The sequence below is a fragment of the Aquimarina agarivorans genome, from assembly GCF_000218485.1.
Lineage (GTDB): Bacteria > Bacteroidota > Bacteroidia > Flavobacteriales > Flavobacteriaceae > Aquimarina > Aquimarina agarivorans.
In genome coordinates, this window is sequence record NZ_AFPB01000176.1 from 16,153 (window position 1) to 33,102 (window position 16,950).

General features: G+C 33.1%; 16 protein-coding genes. 9 read left to right on the forward strand and 7 right to left on the reverse strand.

The window, feature by feature from the left end:
* Positions 1–427: 427 nt before the first annotated feature.
* The 3 genes from GMC_RS22410 to GMC_RS0116355 all read right to left on the reverse strand — a co-directional run bounded on the left by GMC_RS22410 (position 428) and on the right by GMC_RS0116355 (position 2,257).
* Complete coding sequence (locus GMC_RS22410) at positions 428–571, reverse strand: hypothetical protein (RefSeq protein ID WP_010523164.1); 144 nt, start codon at positions 569–571, stop codon at positions 428–430.
* Positions 572–643: 72 nt separating this feature from the next.
* Positions 644–1,429: a carboxypeptidase-like regulatory domain-containing protein gene (locus tag GMC_RS0116350; protein ID WP_010523165.1), complete on the reverse strand. Its 786-nt coding sequence runs from the start codon at positions 1,427–1,429 to the stop codon at positions 644–646.
* A gap of 24 nt (positions 1,430–1,453) precedes the next feature.
* Complete coding sequence (locus GMC_RS0116355) at positions 1,454–2,257, reverse strand: hypothetical protein (protein ID WP_010523166.1); 804 nt, start codon at positions 2,255–2,257, stop codon at positions 1,454–1,456.
* A 204-nt stretch (positions 2,258–2,461) separates the two neighbouring features.
* Between GMC_RS0116355 and GMC_RS0116360 the strand changes: the two genes are divergently transcribed.
* Positions 2,462–3,421 carry a calcium/sodium antiporter gene (locus GMC_RS0116360; RefSeq protein WP_010523167.1) on the forward strand — a complete coding sequence of 320 codons (960 nt, stop codon included), beginning with the start codon at positions 2,462–2,464 and terminating at the stop codon, positions 3,419–3,421.
* Between the two features lie 191 nt (positions 3,422–3,612).
* Complete coding sequence (locus tag GMC_RS0116365) at positions 3,613–4,221, forward strand: SRPBCC family protein (protein ID WP_238528030.1); 609 nt, start codon at positions 3,613–3,615, stop codon at positions 4,219–4,221.
* An 81-nt stretch (positions 4,222–4,302) separates the two neighbouring features.
* Here GMC_RS0116365 and GMC_RS0116370 read toward each other — a convergent pair whose 3' ends face one another.
* Complete coding sequence (locus tag GMC_RS0116370) at positions 4,303–5,310, reverse strand: glutamine synthetase beta-grasp domain-containing protein (RefSeq protein ID WP_010523169.1); 1,008 nt, start codon at positions 5,308–5,310, stop codon at positions 4,303–4,305.
* Between the two features lie 474 nt (positions 5,311–5,784).
* Here GMC_RS0116370 and GMC_RS0116375 point away from each other — a divergent pair, with 474 nt between their 5' ends.
* From GMC_RS0116375 to GMC_RS0116390, 4 genes are all read left to right on the forward strand, one after another.
* On the forward strand, positions 5,785–6,966 hold the full coding sequence (locus tag GMC_RS0116375) for an AIR synthase related protein (protein WP_010523170.1): 1,182 nt from the start codon (positions 5,785–5,787) through the stop codon (positions 6,964–6,966).
* Between the two features lie 278 nt (positions 6,967–7,244).
* Positions 7,245–8,411 (forward strand): cytochrome-c peroxidase, encoded by a 1,167-nt coding sequence (locus GMC_RS0116380; protein ID WP_010523171.1) that lies wholly within the window; start codon positions 7,245–7,247, stop codon positions 8,409–8,411.
* A gap of 192 nt (positions 8,412–8,603) precedes the next feature.
* On the forward strand, positions 8,604–9,548 hold the full coding sequence (locus GMC_RS0116385; protein ID WP_010523172.1) for an expansin EXLX1 family cellulose-binding protein: 945 nt from the start codon (positions 8,604–8,606) through the stop codon (positions 9,546–9,548).
* A 143-nt stretch (positions 9,549–9,691) separates the two neighbouring features.
* Positions 9,692–10,624, forward strand: a complete 933-nt coding sequence (locus tag GMC_RS0116390; RefSeq protein ID WP_010523173.1) for a peptidylprolyl isomerase — start codon at positions 9,692–9,694, stop codon at positions 10,622–10,624.
* 91 nt (positions 10,625–10,715) lie between these two features.
* Here GMC_RS0116390 and GMC_RS0116395 read toward each other — a convergent pair whose 3' ends face one another.
* The 3 genes from GMC_RS0116395 to GMC_RS0116410 all read right to left on the reverse strand — a co-directional run bounded on the left by GMC_RS0116395 (position 10,716) and on the right by GMC_RS0116410 (position 14,598).
* Positions 10,716–11,861, reverse strand: a complete 1,146-nt coding sequence (locus tag GMC_RS0116395; RefSeq protein WP_010523174.1) for a T9SS type A sorting domain-containing protein — start codon at positions 11,859–11,861, stop codon at positions 10,716–10,718.
* Positions 11,862–12,370: 509 nt separating this feature from the next.
* Positions 12,371–12,766 carry a PUR family DNA/RNA-binding protein gene (locus GMC_RS0116405; RefSeq protein ID WP_010523175.1) on the reverse strand — a complete coding sequence of 132 codons (396 nt, stop codon included), beginning with the start codon at positions 12,764–12,766 and terminating at the stop codon, positions 12,371–12,373.
* Positions 12,767–12,837: 71 nt separating this feature from the next.
* Positions 12,838–14,598, reverse strand: coding sequence for an ABC transporter ATP-binding protein (locus GMC_RS0116410; RefSeq protein ID WP_010523176.1), 1,761 nt, complete (start codon positions 14,596–14,598; stop codon positions 12,838–12,840).
* A 560-nt stretch (positions 14,599–15,158) separates the two neighbouring features.
* On the opposite strand from GMC_RS0116410, the gene GMC_RS0116415 reads away from it, so the two are divergent.
* From GMC_RS0116415 to yajC, 3 genes are read left to right on the forward strand one after another with little or no spacing between them, the layout of a single operon-like run.
* Positions 15,159–16,070, forward strand: coding sequence for a transcription antitermination protein NusB (locus GMC_RS0116415; RefSeq protein ID WP_010523177.1), 912 nt, complete (start codon positions 15,159–15,161; stop codon positions 16,068–16,070).
* Positions 16,071–16,123: 53 nt separating this feature from the next.
* The gene (locus GMC_RS0116420; protein ID WP_010523178.1) at positions 16,124–16,597 is read left to right on the forward strand and encodes a DUF1573 domain-containing protein; all 474 of its coding nucleotides are present in this window, start codon (positions 16,124–16,126) and stop codon (positions 16,595–16,597) included.
* Positions 16,597–16,899 carry a preprotein translocase subunit YajC gene (gene yajC, locus GMC_RS0116425; RefSeq protein WP_010523179.1) on the forward strand — a complete coding sequence of 101 codons (303 nt, stop codon included), beginning with the start codon at positions 16,597–16,599 and terminating at the stop codon, positions 16,897–16,899. Before GMC_RS0116420 ends, yajC begins: the two co-directional genes overlap by 1 nt.
* The last annotated feature ends 51 nt before the right edge of the window (positions 16,900–16,950 follow it).

A 16,950-nucleotide genomic window follows, 5' to 3' on the forward strand; every position in this document is an offset into this window, starting at 1 on the left:
CTCTGAAAGACTCTCTTTGACTATTAGAGTAGATGATTTTGGCATCCTTAAATATACGAAATATTTATATTAAAATCGTATTATACCATGAAACCACTTCAAAAACAAACACTTCGTTGCACTTTTCAATTTAACCATAGCGGTGCTATGTTGAAATTGAGAAAGCACTTGTTTTTATTGTGGTTGCATGTCTCATTACAAAGTTCTATTACATAATCTGGGTTGAATTATTATTTAACGCATGAATTGTAAAAAAGAAACGAAATATATGCTAAGTATCTTTTCGTTAATTGTATTAAATAAAATTCCTCATTTTATCTTTTTAGGAAATTGCAAGTGATATTAGATTATAGTGCAACTTTATTATCGAACTTGATTTTTTGAAAGGAGCAGAGGAATTAAAAGTGCCTGTTAAAAGTTTACTCACTTATTGATTTATGGCTTTTTTAGTTACAAAAGCCCTCCAGCCAATAATGGCCAATTGAAATTTTGAAGCTTTCGTAAGGTCTAATTGACGTTTGCTAAAGCTAGGGAGGAGGAGTTTGTTAATTTTAGCAAGGAATTGGTACATATCTTTTTTTTGCAAAATTATAAAATAAACCTAAATTTCTTACAAAAGTAGCCACTGATTTGTGGTCGGGGTTTATTTATAAAATTGCGGGCTTTTTTGTTTAAAGACTTTTAAAATGAGTTCATGGTTTTTATTTCTGAAATTTGAGCTAAAGTTTTTATCAGTTAACATACAAAAATACACAAAAGTGAGTACTTGATCAGGTGGGATGTTGTAGGTATTTGATAAAAAATCTTTCTTGTAAAAATAAATTACATCTTCAGCTAATTTGGTGTCATTATCCCATTTGCGTTTTCCTTTAAGCCTTTTGTAGTACCCATTGATATGCTTTTGCAAAGCTTCTAAATTTATTGAGGTAATTAAACCGTAATTAAAGGTTTCTAATAGCGTAGGTATATGTTCTTGTTGAATGCCTTCGTAAACAGGTAAACCAATATCTTTAGCTGATCTAGGTTGGTGAAAAGGGATTTTTAATAGATCATTTTCTAAATTCCCAGAAAGATTGTGTGGTAATATAGTCACCTCTTTTAGTTCAGTAACGCGTTCTTTTAGTTTTACTGTAATATAATTTTGACGGTAAATAGAATCGTTAACAACTAGCAGTTTATTTTTATAGCTAATACCATTAAAAATTAAAGAGTCGTTTTTGTTTACTAAAATTTCAAATTGCCCCTTGTTGTCTGTGATTGTATTTTTTGAGGTGTTTTGGTTAGTAATATGAATCCCCGAAACATTAAATTCAGTATTCGTGATTTGGCCAGTTAAAACTTTTGTTTTATTTGGGTGTTGAGCCCACCCAGGTAAAAAGACAAAGTATAGGAATGGTAGCATATATTTAAAAAATTGATATGCTACCATTTTGTTTAATTCGGGTTTACGTATTTATTTTTTAGTAGTTGCTATTATAGCGCCATCTTTAGCTTTTTTGCCATAAAGGCTAATAGCTGTAGAGGGCTTCAAATTGTCAACTTCGTCCAGTTGATCCGATTTGGCGAGTTTATTTAGGGTGTTAAAATCAGTTTCTTCTCCGTCAATAATAATGAGTTTATTAATATTAGGATTGTTTATAAAATTGAATTTAGGAAGTGAATTTCTAGATTTTTTATGTGATTTGGTGTGCTCAGATTGGTTATTAACTTCTTCACCTTCGTGAATAAAACCATTGGCAAATTCTTCAAAGTCAAATTCAGCATTATTTAATAGATCTCTTAATTGATCACTACTAAAAGAAAAAGAAAAGGGATGTTCCGATAAAAATGAATCAAAGGATTCGTTTGCTTTTTCAAATTCATCCATTATAGCACTTATTCGATCCGATTGTAAATTACCTTTAGTAGTGATATATAATGAATCATTTTTACTGCCTAATTCCAAATCAGCAATAGGAACATTGGATGACATGGCGTATTTACTTTTTTGACTGCCTTTTTGGAGTAAAATTTTGATTCCCGTAATTTCTTCTTGATCATTATAATTAACTTCGGAAATGTCAAGTTTGATTTCATTTTCTTTAAAATAAGCAATCAAATCTTCAAATTGTTTTTCGGAAGTATTTTTGGAAATAGTTCCAATGACTTCATCTGTGGTAACTTGCGTGTAACTAGTAATAGTTGCTTGTAGTGTTTCATTTGCAAAAGCACTGTAACAAACACCCAAACTTAAAGCTATGATATATAATCTCTTCATGGTTTAGTAATTTTTTTGGTTCTGTATTTTATATACGAAAATTGTAAAAATGTGTGACAAACTTTTTTTGAAAAAAATTATAGAATAGTTTTTGTAATATTTTAAAATCAGTAGGTTAATTGTATGTGTGCTGTATTAAGTTAGTAATTGGTGACATAGACTGGAGTATAATTCTCTATATTTGCTTCTTGAAAAAAAGAATTTATGAGTGTTTTTTTTATTATTGTCGGGCTAATTTTATTAGTTGTAGGAGGGGAGTTTTTAGTACGATCTTCCGTTGCACTATCTTTTAAATTCAATATTTCTAAAATGGTGATTGGGCTTACGGTGGTGTCTTTTGCAACATCAGCTCCGGAATTGCTAGTGAGTTTACAGGCAGCAATGGACGGATATGCTTCCATATCCTTAGGTAATGTTATTGGCTCTAATATAGCTAACATAGGATTAGTTTTAGGGATTACAGCTATTTTAGGCTCGTTGTATGTGGAGCGTGATTTTTTTACTATGCACTGGCCGTCAATGGTGTTTTTTTCAGGCTTACTTTACTTATTTTTAGCAAATGATCAAGTGTTATCTTTTTTTGAGGGAGGGATATTATTAGCTGCTATTGTAGTTTTTCTAGTGATTTTGATTCGTAATGCAAAAAGGAGTTCCCTTGTGGGAGAAGAAAAAATTAGTGACGAGGTTGATGAAGATTTAGAAAGTGTTTCTTACTTTAAAATAGGAATGTGGTTGCTTATTGGAGCGGTATCCCTGTATTTTGGGTCGGAGTTATTAGTTAAAGGCGCTGTAGATTTGGCCAAATTGATGGGAGTGAGTGAGCGAGTAATTGCAGTTACTATGATTGCAGTGGGTACAAGTGTGCCTGAGCTAGCGGCTTCGGTAATTGCGGTTATGAAACAAGAAAAATCAATTTCAATAGGAAATTTAATTGGATCAAATATTTTTAATATTGGGTCAGTTTTAGGAATTACCGCTTTGGTACAGCCAATAAAAGTAGATAGCGTAGAGATTTTGAGCAATGATATTTTCTGGATGCTAGGCTTTGCATTAGTACTACTACCTATAACCTTACTTCCTAACCGTAATGAAATTAATCGATTAAAAGGAGGTGTTATCTTTTTAGGTTACATCACTTTTTTAATGGTTACATTTTTAGCATAAAGTTAAATAATACCATGCAAAAGAATGCCTAAGTTTATAAATTCCATGAAAAGCTAAATTTAACTCAGCAACAGTTTTCCGATAAATCAGGTATTTCAGTAAGGAGAAGTAGAATGATTCTGATAAAGGTGATTGGTTTGCATTTACATTAGAAACGGTATTTCAATGATAATTTTTTCAGAAATAATTAATTGATTATCTTAAACGATATGGTTTTACGGTGGTTACTTTTTGTGTTTTTAATTCCTTTTATAGCAACTGGACAGGAATGGGAAGTTGTAGTTGAAAAAAACGGGATTATTGTTGAAAAGAATAAGGAAACTATAAGGGATGTATATCATTTCAGAACTACTACCAAGATAAATGCGTCAGTTAATGAATTGGAAAAATTGCTTGAAAACATAAGCAATTATCCCAGTTGGTTATACAAATATGATAAAGCGGAATTACTAAATGCCAGCGTAAATACTTTTTTGTTCCGAGCAAAAATTTTGGCTCCTTTCCCGTTAAAAGACCGAAAAATTAAAATAAAATTAATTAAGAGTAGTGTTGAAGATAAAATTGTTTATCAAATGCAGAGTACGCCGGTTACAGATACTTTGTTTTGTGTAAATTGTGAAGAAATTGCAGGTATGTCGGGGAGTTGGCAATTAAAAAAAGTATCGGAAAAGGTTACAGAAATTCAAAACGTAACGCGAGTAATAGCTGATATACCACTGCCTAAAGCAATTCTTTATCCCTTATTTTATCGTGCACCTCAAAAAAGTTTTGAAAACCTTTTAGAGATGTATTCAAATTAGCAATTCCAATTTTAAGAAACAAGCAAAAAAAAGGCTTCCACTAAAATGAAAGCCTTTTTTATAATTAGATTATCGTATTGATTAAACTTTAGCAGTTTTAACAGTTTTGATAATACGTGCAGCAATTTTGTATGGGTCTCCGTTTGAAGATGGACGACGATCTTCCAACCATCCTTTCCAACCTTTTTCCACAGTAATAATCGGAATACGGATTGAAGCTCCACGGTCAGATACTCCATAACTGAAATCAGTAATAGCAGCAGTTTCGTGCTTACCAGTTAAACGCTGATCATTGTAAGCTCCGTATACTTCAATATGTTCTTTAACAAATGGACGGAATGCTTCACAAATAGTTTCGTAAGTTTCTTTAGATCCACAAGTTCTCAATATAGTATTTGAGAAGTTTGCGTGCATACCAGAACCATTCCAGTCAGTATCACCAAGTGGCTTAGGATGCCAAACAACTTGTAATCCGTAAGACTCGCCAATACGCTCTAATAAGTAACGGCATACCCAAATTTCATCACCAGCTAATTTAGCTCCTTGTGCAAAACATTGGAACTCCCACTGTCCGGCAGCAACCTCAGCATTAATACCTTCAACATTTAATCCCGCTTCTAAACAAACGTCTAAATGTTCTTCAACCATATCACGTGCAAATGCATTTTTAGCGCCTACTGAACAGTAAAACTGTCCCTGTGGAGTTTGGTCTCTTGGGAAACCAACAGGTAAATTAGTTTCTACATCGTATAAAAAGTATTCTTGCTCAAATCCAAACCAGAAATCGTTATCATCATCTTCAATAGTAGCACGCGCATTATCATCATGCGGAGTACCGTCAGCATTTAAAACTTCAGTCATTACTAAATATCCACCTTTACGTTGTGGATCTGGGTATATGGCAACAGGCTTTAGTAAACAGTCAGAATTTCCACCTTCCGCTTGGTTAGTCGAACTTCCGTCAAAAGACCACATTGGGCAATCTTCTAATTTTCCACTAAAATCATCAACGATTTTAGTTTTACTTCTCATACTAGCAGTTGGCTTTGTACCATCTAACCAGATATACTCTAATTTAGCTTTACTCATAATAGTATATAAAACAATTAAACTTTACTCTTGGACGGCAAATATAGAAATATTTACGTAGTACTACTTAATTTTTGTCATTCAAATTAAGTAAGGCGATAATTTTTTAATGAATCATAATAAAACGGTAGTCTTTTTGATAATTGTTGATTTTTTCTTAAAAATAGCGCGGTGTAATTATTCATTTTTAAAGTATTATGGGGTAAAAAATAACATTTGAGTAAACTGCTTTAAAGGGTGAATTTATCTTTTTTCTTTCTGTTGCAACTGAGCTATAAAATTTTATGGTGCGTAGCTGATTTTTCAGTCAAGTATTGATGAAAAAGAAGTCGTTTATGGCATGTATATTCAGTAGTATGTTTAAACGGAAATGATGCTAAAACAATTCCATTTTTTTAAATAATAAACTTAATATGAATTATCTTTTTACACATTTTTAGTATTGTAGTATCTTTGCAAACCAATACTTGTTTTATGAGTCAAGAAGTTAGTAAAAGATATGCGCAACGAGGTGTTTCTGCCTCAAAGGAAGATGTACACAGTGCGATAAAAAATATTGATAAAGGGCTTTTTCCAAAAGCTTTTTGCAAAATTGTGCCGGATTATTTAACAGGGAGCGATGATCATTGTTTGATTATGCATGCGGATGGTGCAGGGACTAAGTCTTCACTAGCTTATATGTATTGGAAACAAACAGGAGATATTTCGGTATGGAAAGGCATTGCTCAGGATGCATTGATTATGAATATTGACGATTTGTTATGTGTTGGTGTCACGGATAACATCATGTTATCATCCACCATAGGCAGAAATAAAAATTTAATTCCTAGCGAGGTTATTTCAGCAATTATTAATGGTACGGAGGAGTTATTAGCGGATTTAAAAGCCCATGGGGTAACCATTCATTCTACAGGAGGAGAAACTGCTGATGTAGGTGATTTGGTACGTACAATTATTGTAGATTCTACCGTTACAGCGCGTATGAAACGTGCTGACGTTATTGATAATGCCAATATTCAGCCAGGCGATGTAATTGTAGGGCTGGAATCTTTTGGTCAAGCAACTTACGAAACTGAATATAATGGAGGGATGGGCAGTAACGGATTAACTTCTGCACGCCATGATGTTTTTGATAAGGAACTGGCTACTCAGTTTCCTGAAAGTTTTGATGCTGCGGTACCCGAAGCGTTAGTGTATTCCGGAAAAACAAAATTAACCGATACAGTTGAAGGAGCCCCTATTAATGCCGGTAAATTAGTGCTTTCGCCTACGCGAACCTATGCACCAATCATTAAGCAACTATTAGAAAAATACAGCACTAGCGATGTTCATGGAATGGTGCATTGTAGTGGAGGAGCACAAACTAAAATTCTTCATTTTGTAGATCAGCATCATATTGTAAAAGATAATCTTTTTGATATACCGCCTTTGTTTAAATTGATACAAGAAAACTCTGGGACCGATTGGAAAGAAATGTATCAGGTATTCAACATGGGGCACCGTATGGAATTGTATGTAAATCCCGCTGTCGCAGAAGATATCATTGGGATTTCCAAGAGCTTTAACGTAAATGCACAAATTATAGGACGTGTAGAAGCATCTGAAACTAAAAAATTAACAATCAAGAGTGCTTATGGTACTTATGAGTATAGTTAGAATGGGTACCTGAATTTTTTGAAAAGTTAAAACTAAGCACTTAGTACATTTCGCTTTTAAAAATAGTACAGTGAGCTATTGGTAATTAGCCTTTAACTGTTGGCTTTTATAATATTTATAAAGGAGCTAATGGCTGATAGCTAAGAGTAAAAATGGATGTTTAAAAAGATGTTGATTTTTAATGCATAGAAGTTTATTTCGGTATAGATTTAGAATAGACTCACAAGTTAGTGGGTCTATTTTTTTTGTGCTATTTCTATTTCTTAACGTAATTTTGAATGATGGGATTTGTGGAATATTTAAAATATGTAGCTTTAGTACTGTGTATAGCGGGTTGTAAAAAGCAACATTCGTTTACTTTGATTGCAAAAAAAGAGGCAGTCTATCTACCACTTCCTTTAAAAGTAAAGGCTCCTGTAGATAATCAAATGACTGAAGAAAAAATAGCTTTAGGAAAATTGTTGTTTTTTGATCCCATCCTTTCTGGAGAAAAGAACGTAGCCTGCGCTACCTGCCATCACCCCAAAAACGGTTATGCTGAGTTTAGAGATCTTTCAATTGGTGTTAATGGAAAAGGCTTTGGAGCTCATCGAAAAATTGTCAAAATGGATAGTATATTGTCTTTTGTAAAGCGAAATGCACATACCATTTTAAATACCGCTTTTAATGGTATTTCAGAAACAGGACAAGTTTCAGCTAAAAAAGCTCCTATGTTTTGGGATAATAGAGTGGAAAGTTTAGAGGCACAAGCACTCGAACCTATAAAATCCTTGGAAGAAATGCGTGGATTCAGAATAGCAAAAAAGGCTATTTTAGATTCAATTGTTTTAAGGTTAAATAGCAATAAACAATACAAAGAACTATTTAGGAAAGCTTTTGATAATAAAGTGATTAAAGCTATTCATTTGGGTAAAGCTATAGCTACTTTTGAGCGAAGTTTGATTACTCCAAATTCTCGTTTTGATCAATTTTTACGCGGTAATGATAACGCACTTTCTATTTCTGAAAAAGAAGGCTTTAAAATTTTTAAAAGAGTAGGCTGTGCCAATTGCCATAGTGGCCCCATGTTTTCCGATTACAAATTACATACCTTAGGTATGATTGAAAATGAAAAGTTAGCAGCACCAGATAAAGGAGCCAAAGATCAATTTCAATTTAGAACACCAACATTGCGGAATTTGCAATTTACAGCGCCATACATGCATAATGGGAAATTCAATAGTTTAAAAAAAGTATTGGAATTTTATGAGGAAATCGCAGGGAAAAAAGTAAAAAACCCTAATGTAGCAGCAAAAGATTTAGATACGTTGATTAATAAAGTGACTATTACGGCAAAGGATATTAATTTGATTGAGTCTTTTTTGAATTCATTAAATGATACCAATTTTGATAAAGAGGTTCCTAGATCTGTACCTTCAAAACTTGCTGTAGGGGGTGATATTTAAAAAGCAAATCCTACTAAGTGTATTTAGAATCTAATCTTGGTTCGCGTTTCTTGACATAAAGTGATCCTAAGTCTTTATCGGATACTTATGATTTTTTTATAATTATTTATAAGTGTAATCCTACTTGTTATGAGTTGAAAGCGATGAAATTATGCCTAGTATAGTGTTTGAAAACCGATCACAACAAACACTATGTTTTTACTTAAAAAATCAAGTTTATTAATAAGATTAGTTATTGCATTCTTTTTGGCAATTTCTGTGATAAATGCTCAAAATTGTGATACTACTATCCATAGCGGTGAAGGAACTTTTTATGGAGGCGTAGCAGGCAGTTCAGCAGGTAATTGTGGCTTGCCGCTGGCTGCGGATGATATTTTGCACTGCGCCTTAAATACTATTGATTATAACGGAAGCCAAGCTTGCGGAGCTTGTATAAAAGTGGAAGGTACTGCAGGAAAATCAGTAGTAGTTAAAGTAGTGGATCGTTGTCCGGAATGTAAGGAAGGGGATGTGGATTTGAATGGTGCGGCCTTTGCTTTAATCGACGATCCGATTTCGGGTCGGATTCCAATTACTTGGAAATTTGTTAATTGTCCGTTAAAATCTGAAAATCAATTTATAAAAATCAATTTTAAAAGTGGCTCTACTAAGTACTGGACTGCTATCCAAATACGAAATTTAACTCAGGCTATTGAATCTTTAGAATATAAAAACTCCAATGGAAGCTGGACAGCAATTAATAGAGTTTTGTTTAATTTTTTTATTGAACCTAGTGGTATAAATACGCCAATGACCTTAAGAGCCACATCGGTATTAGGGGAGCAATTGGTGTTTAAAAATGTAGCTATTGATATTGAAAATGATTTTAATACTAATCGGCAATTTTCAAATACATGTAATGAGGCTACATTGTCAAATAAATTACCTAAACTGGGTGTTCAAAATCTTGATATTTCATTTTTGAAAGGTAAAATTGATATACAAACACCATTTGAAACCTACAAATTATTTGATGTTTCGGGGAACATGCTCCGTGCAGGCACGAGCACAACTACCATAGCAATTGAGGAACTACCAACAGGCATTTATTTTTTAAAAATTGATGCGTATAAAACGATCAAATTTTACAAAGATTAGTTGTTCTTAAATTTTAAAACAACTGGGAATCTTATTGTGTACTTCGTATACTGAAAGTATATTTGCAGCGTGTAAAAGCCCGTTGCATTGGAAATAGTGAAATGGGTTATGCATTAATTTTATAATACTATAAATCAAGCAGTATGCAAAACGGATTATACGCTAAATTCAACACTACAAAAGGAGCGATTTTAGTCAATTTAGAGTTTGAAAAAACGCCGGGAACAGTGGGGAATTTTGTTGCTTTGGCAGAAGGGAATCTTGAAAATTCGGCGAAGCCTCAGGGAGAAAAGTATTACGATGGACTAAAATTTCATCGTGTAATTCCTGATTTTATGATACAAGGAGGGTGCCCGCAAGGAACAGGATCAGGGAATCCTGGTTACAAATTTGATGATGAAATTCATCCAGATTTAACTCATAGTGGACCAGGAATATTATCCATGGCAAATGCTGGACCAGGAACAAACGGAAGTCAGTTTTTTATTACGCATGTGGAAACCGCATGGTTGGATGGAAAGCACACTGTTTTTGGAAATGTAGTTGAAGGACAAGATGTGGTTGATGCCATTGCCCAAGGCGATGCTATTGAAACCATGGAAATTATTAGAGTAGGCGCTGCAGCAGAAGCTTTTAATGCGGTTGAAGCATTTAGGCTATTCAATGGAGTCAAAGCGGAAAGAGAAGCGGCAGCAAAAAAAGAATCAGAAGCATTATTGGCTGATTTAGCAGAAGGTTTTGATAAAACCGAAAGTGGTTTGCACTATAAGGTAATTAATAAAGGAAGTGGTGCCCAGGCTGAAAAAGGAAAAACGGTATCGGTACATTACAAAGGATCATTACCTGATGGAACTGTGTTTGATTCATCTTACAAAAGAAATGAGCCTATTGATTTTCCATTAGGAATGGGGCATGTAATTGCTGGCTGGGATGAAGGTATTGCCTTATTACAAGTAGGAGATAAAGCACGTTTTGTGATTCCGCCACATTTAGGATACGGATCACAAGGAGCTGGAGGAGTAATTCCGCCAGATGCAACCTTAGTTTTTGATGTGGAATTGATGGATGTAAAGTAGGAACGCCTTGCGGTAAAATACCCTAAGGTTAATAAAAAAAGTCTTTAATGCAATTTTGCATTAAAGACTTTTTTTATTTTACCGTGTAGGATTAGTTGTGTACAATTTGTACGGATGATTTTTTATTATTTACAATAACAAAATAAACGCCTATAGCCCAGTCACTCGTGTTAATCTCAAAGTTGTCAGTTAATGCGGTGGTTTTAAAAACTTCGCTCCCCTGTGCATCAATAATTTTAACTGTATCTCCTTTAAATACCCCTTTTAAAAGAGTAATATCCTTGGTGGGATTTGGATATATACTTAAAGATTGTACGTTGTTGTTATGAATTACATTTGTAGTTACACTTAAAGTTTGCTCATCAGTCTCAGTACAATCGAATTTGTCGCTTTCAGGACCTGGAATACAATTGCAATTTTCATCAAATTTGTCATCTATAGTGCAAAGATTTCCATCATAACACCGAACGCCTTCATCACAAGAGTACACATCAGTTTGAAAGAAAAATTTGTATCTGGGGTGATTTAATATTTTTTCCTTTTCATCTTCCCTTAAAATAGCATCGGGATAGGTGTGTATTCCTGTCCACATAATGGCAGTTCGATTTTCTGGTATATCTTCTGGGTGGACTAAACTAAAGGAGTGCCCTAATTCGTGTCCCACACCACCTATAATCCTATTTGGACCAGTAATATTAGGATTTTGATTTATTGAACCAGCCAGATCGTTACCAGTCAAATAGGCAATGGAAGGCCTAGAAGCTCCATTGTCGTCCGGGATGTCGTTAAAAATTAGCCAAATAAAATTAGGGTCACTTTGTTCTGCGCCAATCAATTTATTAGCTTCAACAATAGTATTAAATATAGGCCAGAAGCGTCTTTCAAAAATGACGTTGGGGTTTTCTATAAACCAAGAGGAATCTTTATTACTATTGATAACCTCAACTATTGGGGTATTAATAGCAAAAGTACGTCCTCCTAATTGTTCATGAAACCATCTTTGTAGGTCAATGGCTATGTTTTCAATTCCGGTAACATAATCTTCATTAAATGTTTTATCGGTAGGCACCATGTAAACAAACCGAACTGATTTATCAATTTGTGCTGTCCCTTTAAAGTTTGCAGATAATAAAACAAGAATTATTGAAGCAATAATTCTGGAACTGAAAACGCTTCGTAGATTGTTAAGGGCATTTGATTTCCCTTTGGTTCGGAGTAATTTTAAATAATTTTTCATAAGCTTTTTTTAAGCATAACGAAAAATTTTAGTAGATAGTATTTGTAAATATTAGCTGGTAGGTTCGTAATAAGAATCACTTGATTTTGGCAAGATTTTGATGGCTGCAAATGAGTTTGTTAACTTATTGTTAATTCGTGTTAAAAATTATAAAATTTTTTAAAAATTAATTTTTTAATTCAAGTAACAAAACAGATATATTTTTTACTGGTTTTAAGCTTAACATTTACTAGCAGGCTAATAAAAGGGAAATGATAGGTGTAATAATAATGTATTTGACATCAAATTATCTATTCAAAATGCTTTTTTGTCCAAGAAAAGGATCTCTAGTTTTTATTTAAGTAATTCAAAATGAGAACTAGTAAAAATGGGATCAAAAAAGGCTACGCTAGGAAAATCCATAAATACTTGTAATAAAAAAAAGCAACAAATTCAGAAAAGAATAGTGTTGCTTTTAGTAGTTAGCTAGTTAGTGGTCGTAATATTAGTATGTATTAAAAAAAGCTAGTTTAAATATCATCAAAACTTATGCTTGTAAAATCGTTTGATGCTTCTTTGCTGGAAGTTACCTCAAGAGTAGCTTCGCTGCCATTACTGTCGTATGATTTTTGATAGTTTTTTTGGTGTCTTTCACTGATTACCTCTAAACCTTTTTCTTTAATAACGTAATCAGTCATTTCGTTCAAAATTTCAGTGAATCCTTCAAAATCTTCTTTGTATAAATAGATTTTGTGTTTTTTGTAATGGAAAGAGCCATCATCATTAGTAAATTTTTTACTTTCGGTAATGGTAATATAGTAGTCATCAGCTTTAGTTGCTCGTACGTCAAAAAAGTAAGTTCTTCTTCCTGCTCTTAAAACTTTAGAAAAAATTTCTTCTTTCTCCATCGTTCCGTAGTCCCCCATAATATTAATTTCTAGTTTTGGTTAATTATTGTTACTCAAAAATGAAAAAAAAACTTATACAATCAAAAAAATTACACTTCTTTTTGTTGTGATTGTTTTTTGTATAAGTCCAAATAGTATCCATAATTTTTTGTAAGTAGCTTATGGTTACCTTTTTGTATTAGTTTTCCGTCTTTTAAAACAAGAATTAGATCGGCATTTTTAACAGAAGAAATTCGATGACTTACAATAATTGTCGTTCTTTTTTCTGACAAAGCTTTGAAATTTTCTATAATTTGCTTCTCAGTTTCTGTATCAACAGCTGATAAACTATCATCCAAAAGTAAAATCTTTGGATTTTTTAATAATGCACGAGCAATTGATACACGTTGCTTTTGACCTCCGGACAGGGTAACACCTCTTTCGCCAAGCAGCGTTTTATAGCCATTTTTAAAGTCCTTTATATTTTTATGAACTGATGCTGTTTTAGCAACTTCAATCATTTCTGCTTCAGTGGCATTGTTTTTTCCAAAACAAATATTGTTTTCTATGGTGTCGCTAAATAAAAATGCATCCTGAGGTACATAACCCATTTGAGATCGTAAACTTTGTAGATTAATACTGTTTAAGGGTTGTTTATCAATACTAATTTTTCCCTTTGTAGGATCATATAAACGTCCAATAAGTTCAAGAACTGTGGATTTGCCTGAACCTGTATTCCCAATAATGCCTACGGTTTGTCCAGCTTTAATGTTAAAGGACAGATTCTTTAGGGCATGAATACCTGTGTCAGGATAGGTAAAATCAACATTCTCGAAATTAATTTCTCCAGTAATGGAAACTGGTATAGCATTTTCTTTATTTTTTATTTCTGGAATAGTTTTTAAAAACTCATTTATCCTTTTTTGGGATGCTTCAGCTTGTTGTATCATTGAGGAAACCCAACCTACTGTAGCTACAGGCCAAGTAAGCATGTTTACAAAAATGATGAATTCCACCAGTACCCCAAAGTCGCTAATTTGACCATTTAAGTACTGCTTTCCGCCAATGTAAATAACAATAATATTACTTATACCAATTAGGCAAACCATAAGTGGGTAAAATAATGCTTGGACCCTAGCTAGGTCAATACTCTTTTGTTTGCTTTGATTGGCAAGTTCATTAAAATCAGTATTGGTGCGACCTTCAATTTGATAAGCTTTTAAAACGGCAATACCGCTAAACGATTCCTGGGTAAATGTGGTCAATTTTGATAGGTATTCCTGAACTATAGTGGTACGTTTATTAATGGCCACACTTAAATAGTAAACACTTAAGGAAAGTACTGGAAGCGGAGCAATGGTGTACAATGTAAGTTTAGGGGCAATACTACTCATGTAGGTAAGAACTACTGCAAATAGTGTAATGGTGTTTACGCTGTACATTAGAGCTGGTCCAGCATATAAACGAACTTTTCCAACATCTTCGCTAATTCGATTCATTAAATCGCCAGTACGATTTATTTTATAAAAGCTTAAGGATAGTTTTTGGTAATGCGCGTAAATTTCATTTTTGAGGTCAAATTCAATAAATCTTGAAACTACAATAAACGTTTGGCGCATTAAAAACATAAAGAAGCCTGCAAGTAAAGCACTTCCGATAATGAGCAGAATATTGACGAGTAAACTGTGTTTTACCACAGCAATATCAGTAATGTTTCCTTTTATATACTGCTCAACTTCGGCTACAATATCCCCAACAAATTTAGGAACAGCAACGGCAAACAACCTAGATGTTACTGCTATAAATAACCCTAAAATCAGGCGAACTTTGTATTTTATAAAGTATTTGTTGAGGTGTTTTAATGCTTTCAAGAGCTATAGGTTTTAAAACAAATATAAGGGGAATATCCCTAAATGGAGTTTGCTTGCATTTAGTTTATGATTTCTATATTTAATTGGTTGTTGGTTGTTGGTTGTTGGTTGTTGGTCGTGTGTTGTGAGTTGTGAGTTGGAGGGTTTTTATTTTTAGGGTAAATTAATGAAGTGTGTTTGCATAAAACTTTGAGTCTTGCTTTGTTTTAGTAATTGCTATCTTGCACGATGTTCTAAAAATAAAGTGACAAATTGTAATTGTTCCTTGTTCTAAGTCTTATGTCATTTTGTGGTTATCGGCTTAAAGTAATAAGTATACTTATTTTATGTCTTGAGTTGAAAACATTCCAAAAAAACGCTACTTTCTATCTTTTATGAGCGTAAGTGACTATTTATTTAATTAACTAGCCAATAGTAGATGGCGTCAATTTTTTATGCCTAACTTATTTTAAAATTTGTAATGCTCTCTTTTGATAATTGTAGTACTTTTGCAGCGTTAAAATGTATAATAAACGTTCTTATATTTTATGCTTACACGAAGACATATTCGTATAAAAGTGATGCAGTCACTTTTTGCAATGAAACAGAAACAAAGTGACCAACTAGATGTTGAATTAAAGTATTTAAAGGAAAGCATGAATCAGGTACGTGTGCTTTTTGTAGCTAACTTGGATTTGCTTGTTGCGCTTCGTAAGCATGCGGAATACATTTTAAATGCAAATAAAAAAAAGCAATTGGCCACTGACGCTGAAAAAAATCCTAACAGTAGATTTGTTAATAATGGTTTGTTAAAACTATTGGAGCGTAATGAGGAATTGATTGAGGAAGTTGAGGACTTAAAAATCAACTATTGGGATTTAGATGATGATTACGTAAAAATACTTTTTAAAGAAATTATTGAAAGCGATTTGTATGAAGCCTATATGAGTGCTGAAACAGATTCTTTTAAACAGGATCGAAATTTTATTCTGGATATTTACAAAGAAATAATTGCACCAAACGATAAGCTTTACGATTATTACGAGGATAAAAAACTTTCATGGGTAGATGACATTCCATTAGTAAATACCGCATTATGTGCTTTTTTGAAAAGGATTAAAGCATCTAGCGACCAAACGTTACGACTTCCTGCCTTGGTTAAAGACAATGATGATATTTTGTACGCTCAAGACTTATTTAGAAAAACAAAATTAAATGAAAATCAGTTTTTAGCCGAAATTGAAGGCAAAACGCCTAATTGGGATAGGGAACGTATTGCAGTAATGGATCAAATAATGATTCAGTTAGGAATTTGCGAATTTTTAAAGTTTCCGTCAATTCCTGTTAAAGTAACCATTAACGAATATTTAGAAATTGCAAAGGAATACAGCACTCCAAAAAGTAGTATTTTTATAAATGGTATATTAGACAAGCTTTCAAAAGAATATAAGGAGCTAGGTACCTTAAATAAAATGGGTCGAGGTTTAATGTAAATTAAAAATTTATTACTTTAGAGCCCTAAATAAATAACAAATAAATTATTATCATGAAAAAAGGAATTTTAATTCTTGCAGGTATTTTTGCCATGAGTTTGGTTTCATGTAAAAAGAATGCCTCAGATAAAGTAAGTGAAGAACAACTAGTTGAAGCTGCTGAACGTGATGCAAAAGCAGGTGATTTTCCTGTAATGAAATTCAATGAATTGGAGCATGACTTTGGTACTATTAACGAAGGAGATGTGGTTGAGCACTTATTTACATTTACAAACACTGGTAAAGCACCATTAGTAATTACTAATGCAAAAGGAAGTTGTGGATGTACGGTACCAACATACCCAAAAAATACACCAATTGCTCCAGGAGCAACAGGAGAAATAATGGTGAAATTCAATAGTACAAACAAACCTAACCAACAACAAAAAACAGTAACTATTACTGCAAATACGGAAACAGGTAAGGAAAGAATAAAAATTAAGGCGTCGGTAACTCCAAAGCCAAAAACAGAAGAAGCAGGTAGTTAATGGGAGATTTTCAACAGTTTTTGCCGATTGTTTTAATGTTTGTGGTAGTGTATCTATTTATGATACGCCCGCAAATGCAACGTCAAAAAAAAGAAAAACAATTTGCAGCTGATTTAAAAAAAGGAGATCGGGTAATTACTAAAAGTGGGTTGCACGCTAAAATTTTTGAAATAAGCGAAAAAAATGATGCCGTAGTTTTAGAAACTACCGCAGGTAAATTAACTTTTGATCGTTCATCAATATCATTGGAATTATCAAGAAAACTTAATGCTCCTGCAGAAACGGTTTCAAAAGCAAAATAATACAGAGGTTACTCTTAAATTTAATTATAAAAAAGCTTCTAGTGTGCACTG

Excerpts from the sequence above, each read along its gene's own strand:
- GMC_RS0116420 (WP_010523178.1), top strand. The coding sequence starts at position 16,124 with ATGAAAAAAGGAATTTTAATTCTTGCAGGTATTTTTGCCATGAGTTTG.
- GMC_RS0116355 (WP_010523166.1), bottom strand. The coding sequence starts at position 2,257 with ATGAAGAGATTATATATCATAGCTTTAAGTTTGGGTGTTTGTTACAGT.
- GMC_RS0116385 (WP_010523172.1), top strand. The coding sequence starts at position 8,604 with ATGTTTTTACTTAAAAAATCAAGTTTATTAATAAGATTAGTTATTGCA.
- yajC (WP_010523179.1), top strand. The coding sequence starts at position 16,597 with ATGGGAGATTTTCAACAGTTTTTGCCGATTGTTTTAATGTTTGTGGTA.
- GMC_RS0116395 (WP_010523174.1), bottom strand. The coding sequence starts at position 11,861 with ATGAAAAATTATTTAAAATTACTCCGAACCAAAGGGAAATCAAATGCC.
- GMC_RS0116375 (WP_010523170.1), top strand. The coding sequence starts at position 5,785 with ATGAGTCAAGAAGTTAGTAAAAGATATGCGCAACGAGGTGTTTCTGCC.
- GMC_RS0116405 (WP_010523175.1), bottom strand. The coding sequence starts at position 12,766 with ATGGGGGACTACGGAACGATGGAGAAAGAAGAAATTTTTTCTAAAGTT.
- GMC_RS0116370 (WP_010523169.1), bottom strand. The coding sequence starts at position 5,310 with ATGAGTAAAGCTAAATTAGAGTATATCTGGTTAGATGGTACAAAGCCA.
- GMC_RS0116350 (WP_010523165.1), bottom strand. The coding sequence starts at position 1,429 with ATGGTAGCATATCAATTTTTTAAATATATGCTACCATTCCTATACTTT.
- GMC_RS0116360 (WP_010523167.1), top strand. The coding sequence starts at position 2,462 with ATGAGTGTTTTTTTTATTATTGTCGGGCTAATTTTATTAGTTGTAGGA.
- GMC_RS22410 (WP_010523164.1), bottom strand. The coding sequence starts at position 571 with ATGTACCAATTCCTTGCTAAAATTAACAAACTCCTCCTCCCTAGCTTT.
- GMC_RS0116380 (WP_010523171.1), top strand. The coding sequence starts at position 7,245 with ATGATGGGATTTGTGGAATATTTAAAATATGTAGCTTTAGTACTGTGT.
- GMC_RS0116390 (WP_010523173.1), top strand. The coding sequence starts at position 9,692 with ATGCAAAACGGATTATACGCTAAATTCAACACTACAAAAGGAGCGATT.
- GMC_RS0116415 (WP_010523177.1), top strand. The coding sequence starts at position 15,159 with ATGCAGTCACTTTTTGCAATGAAACAGAAACAAAGTGACCAACTAGAT.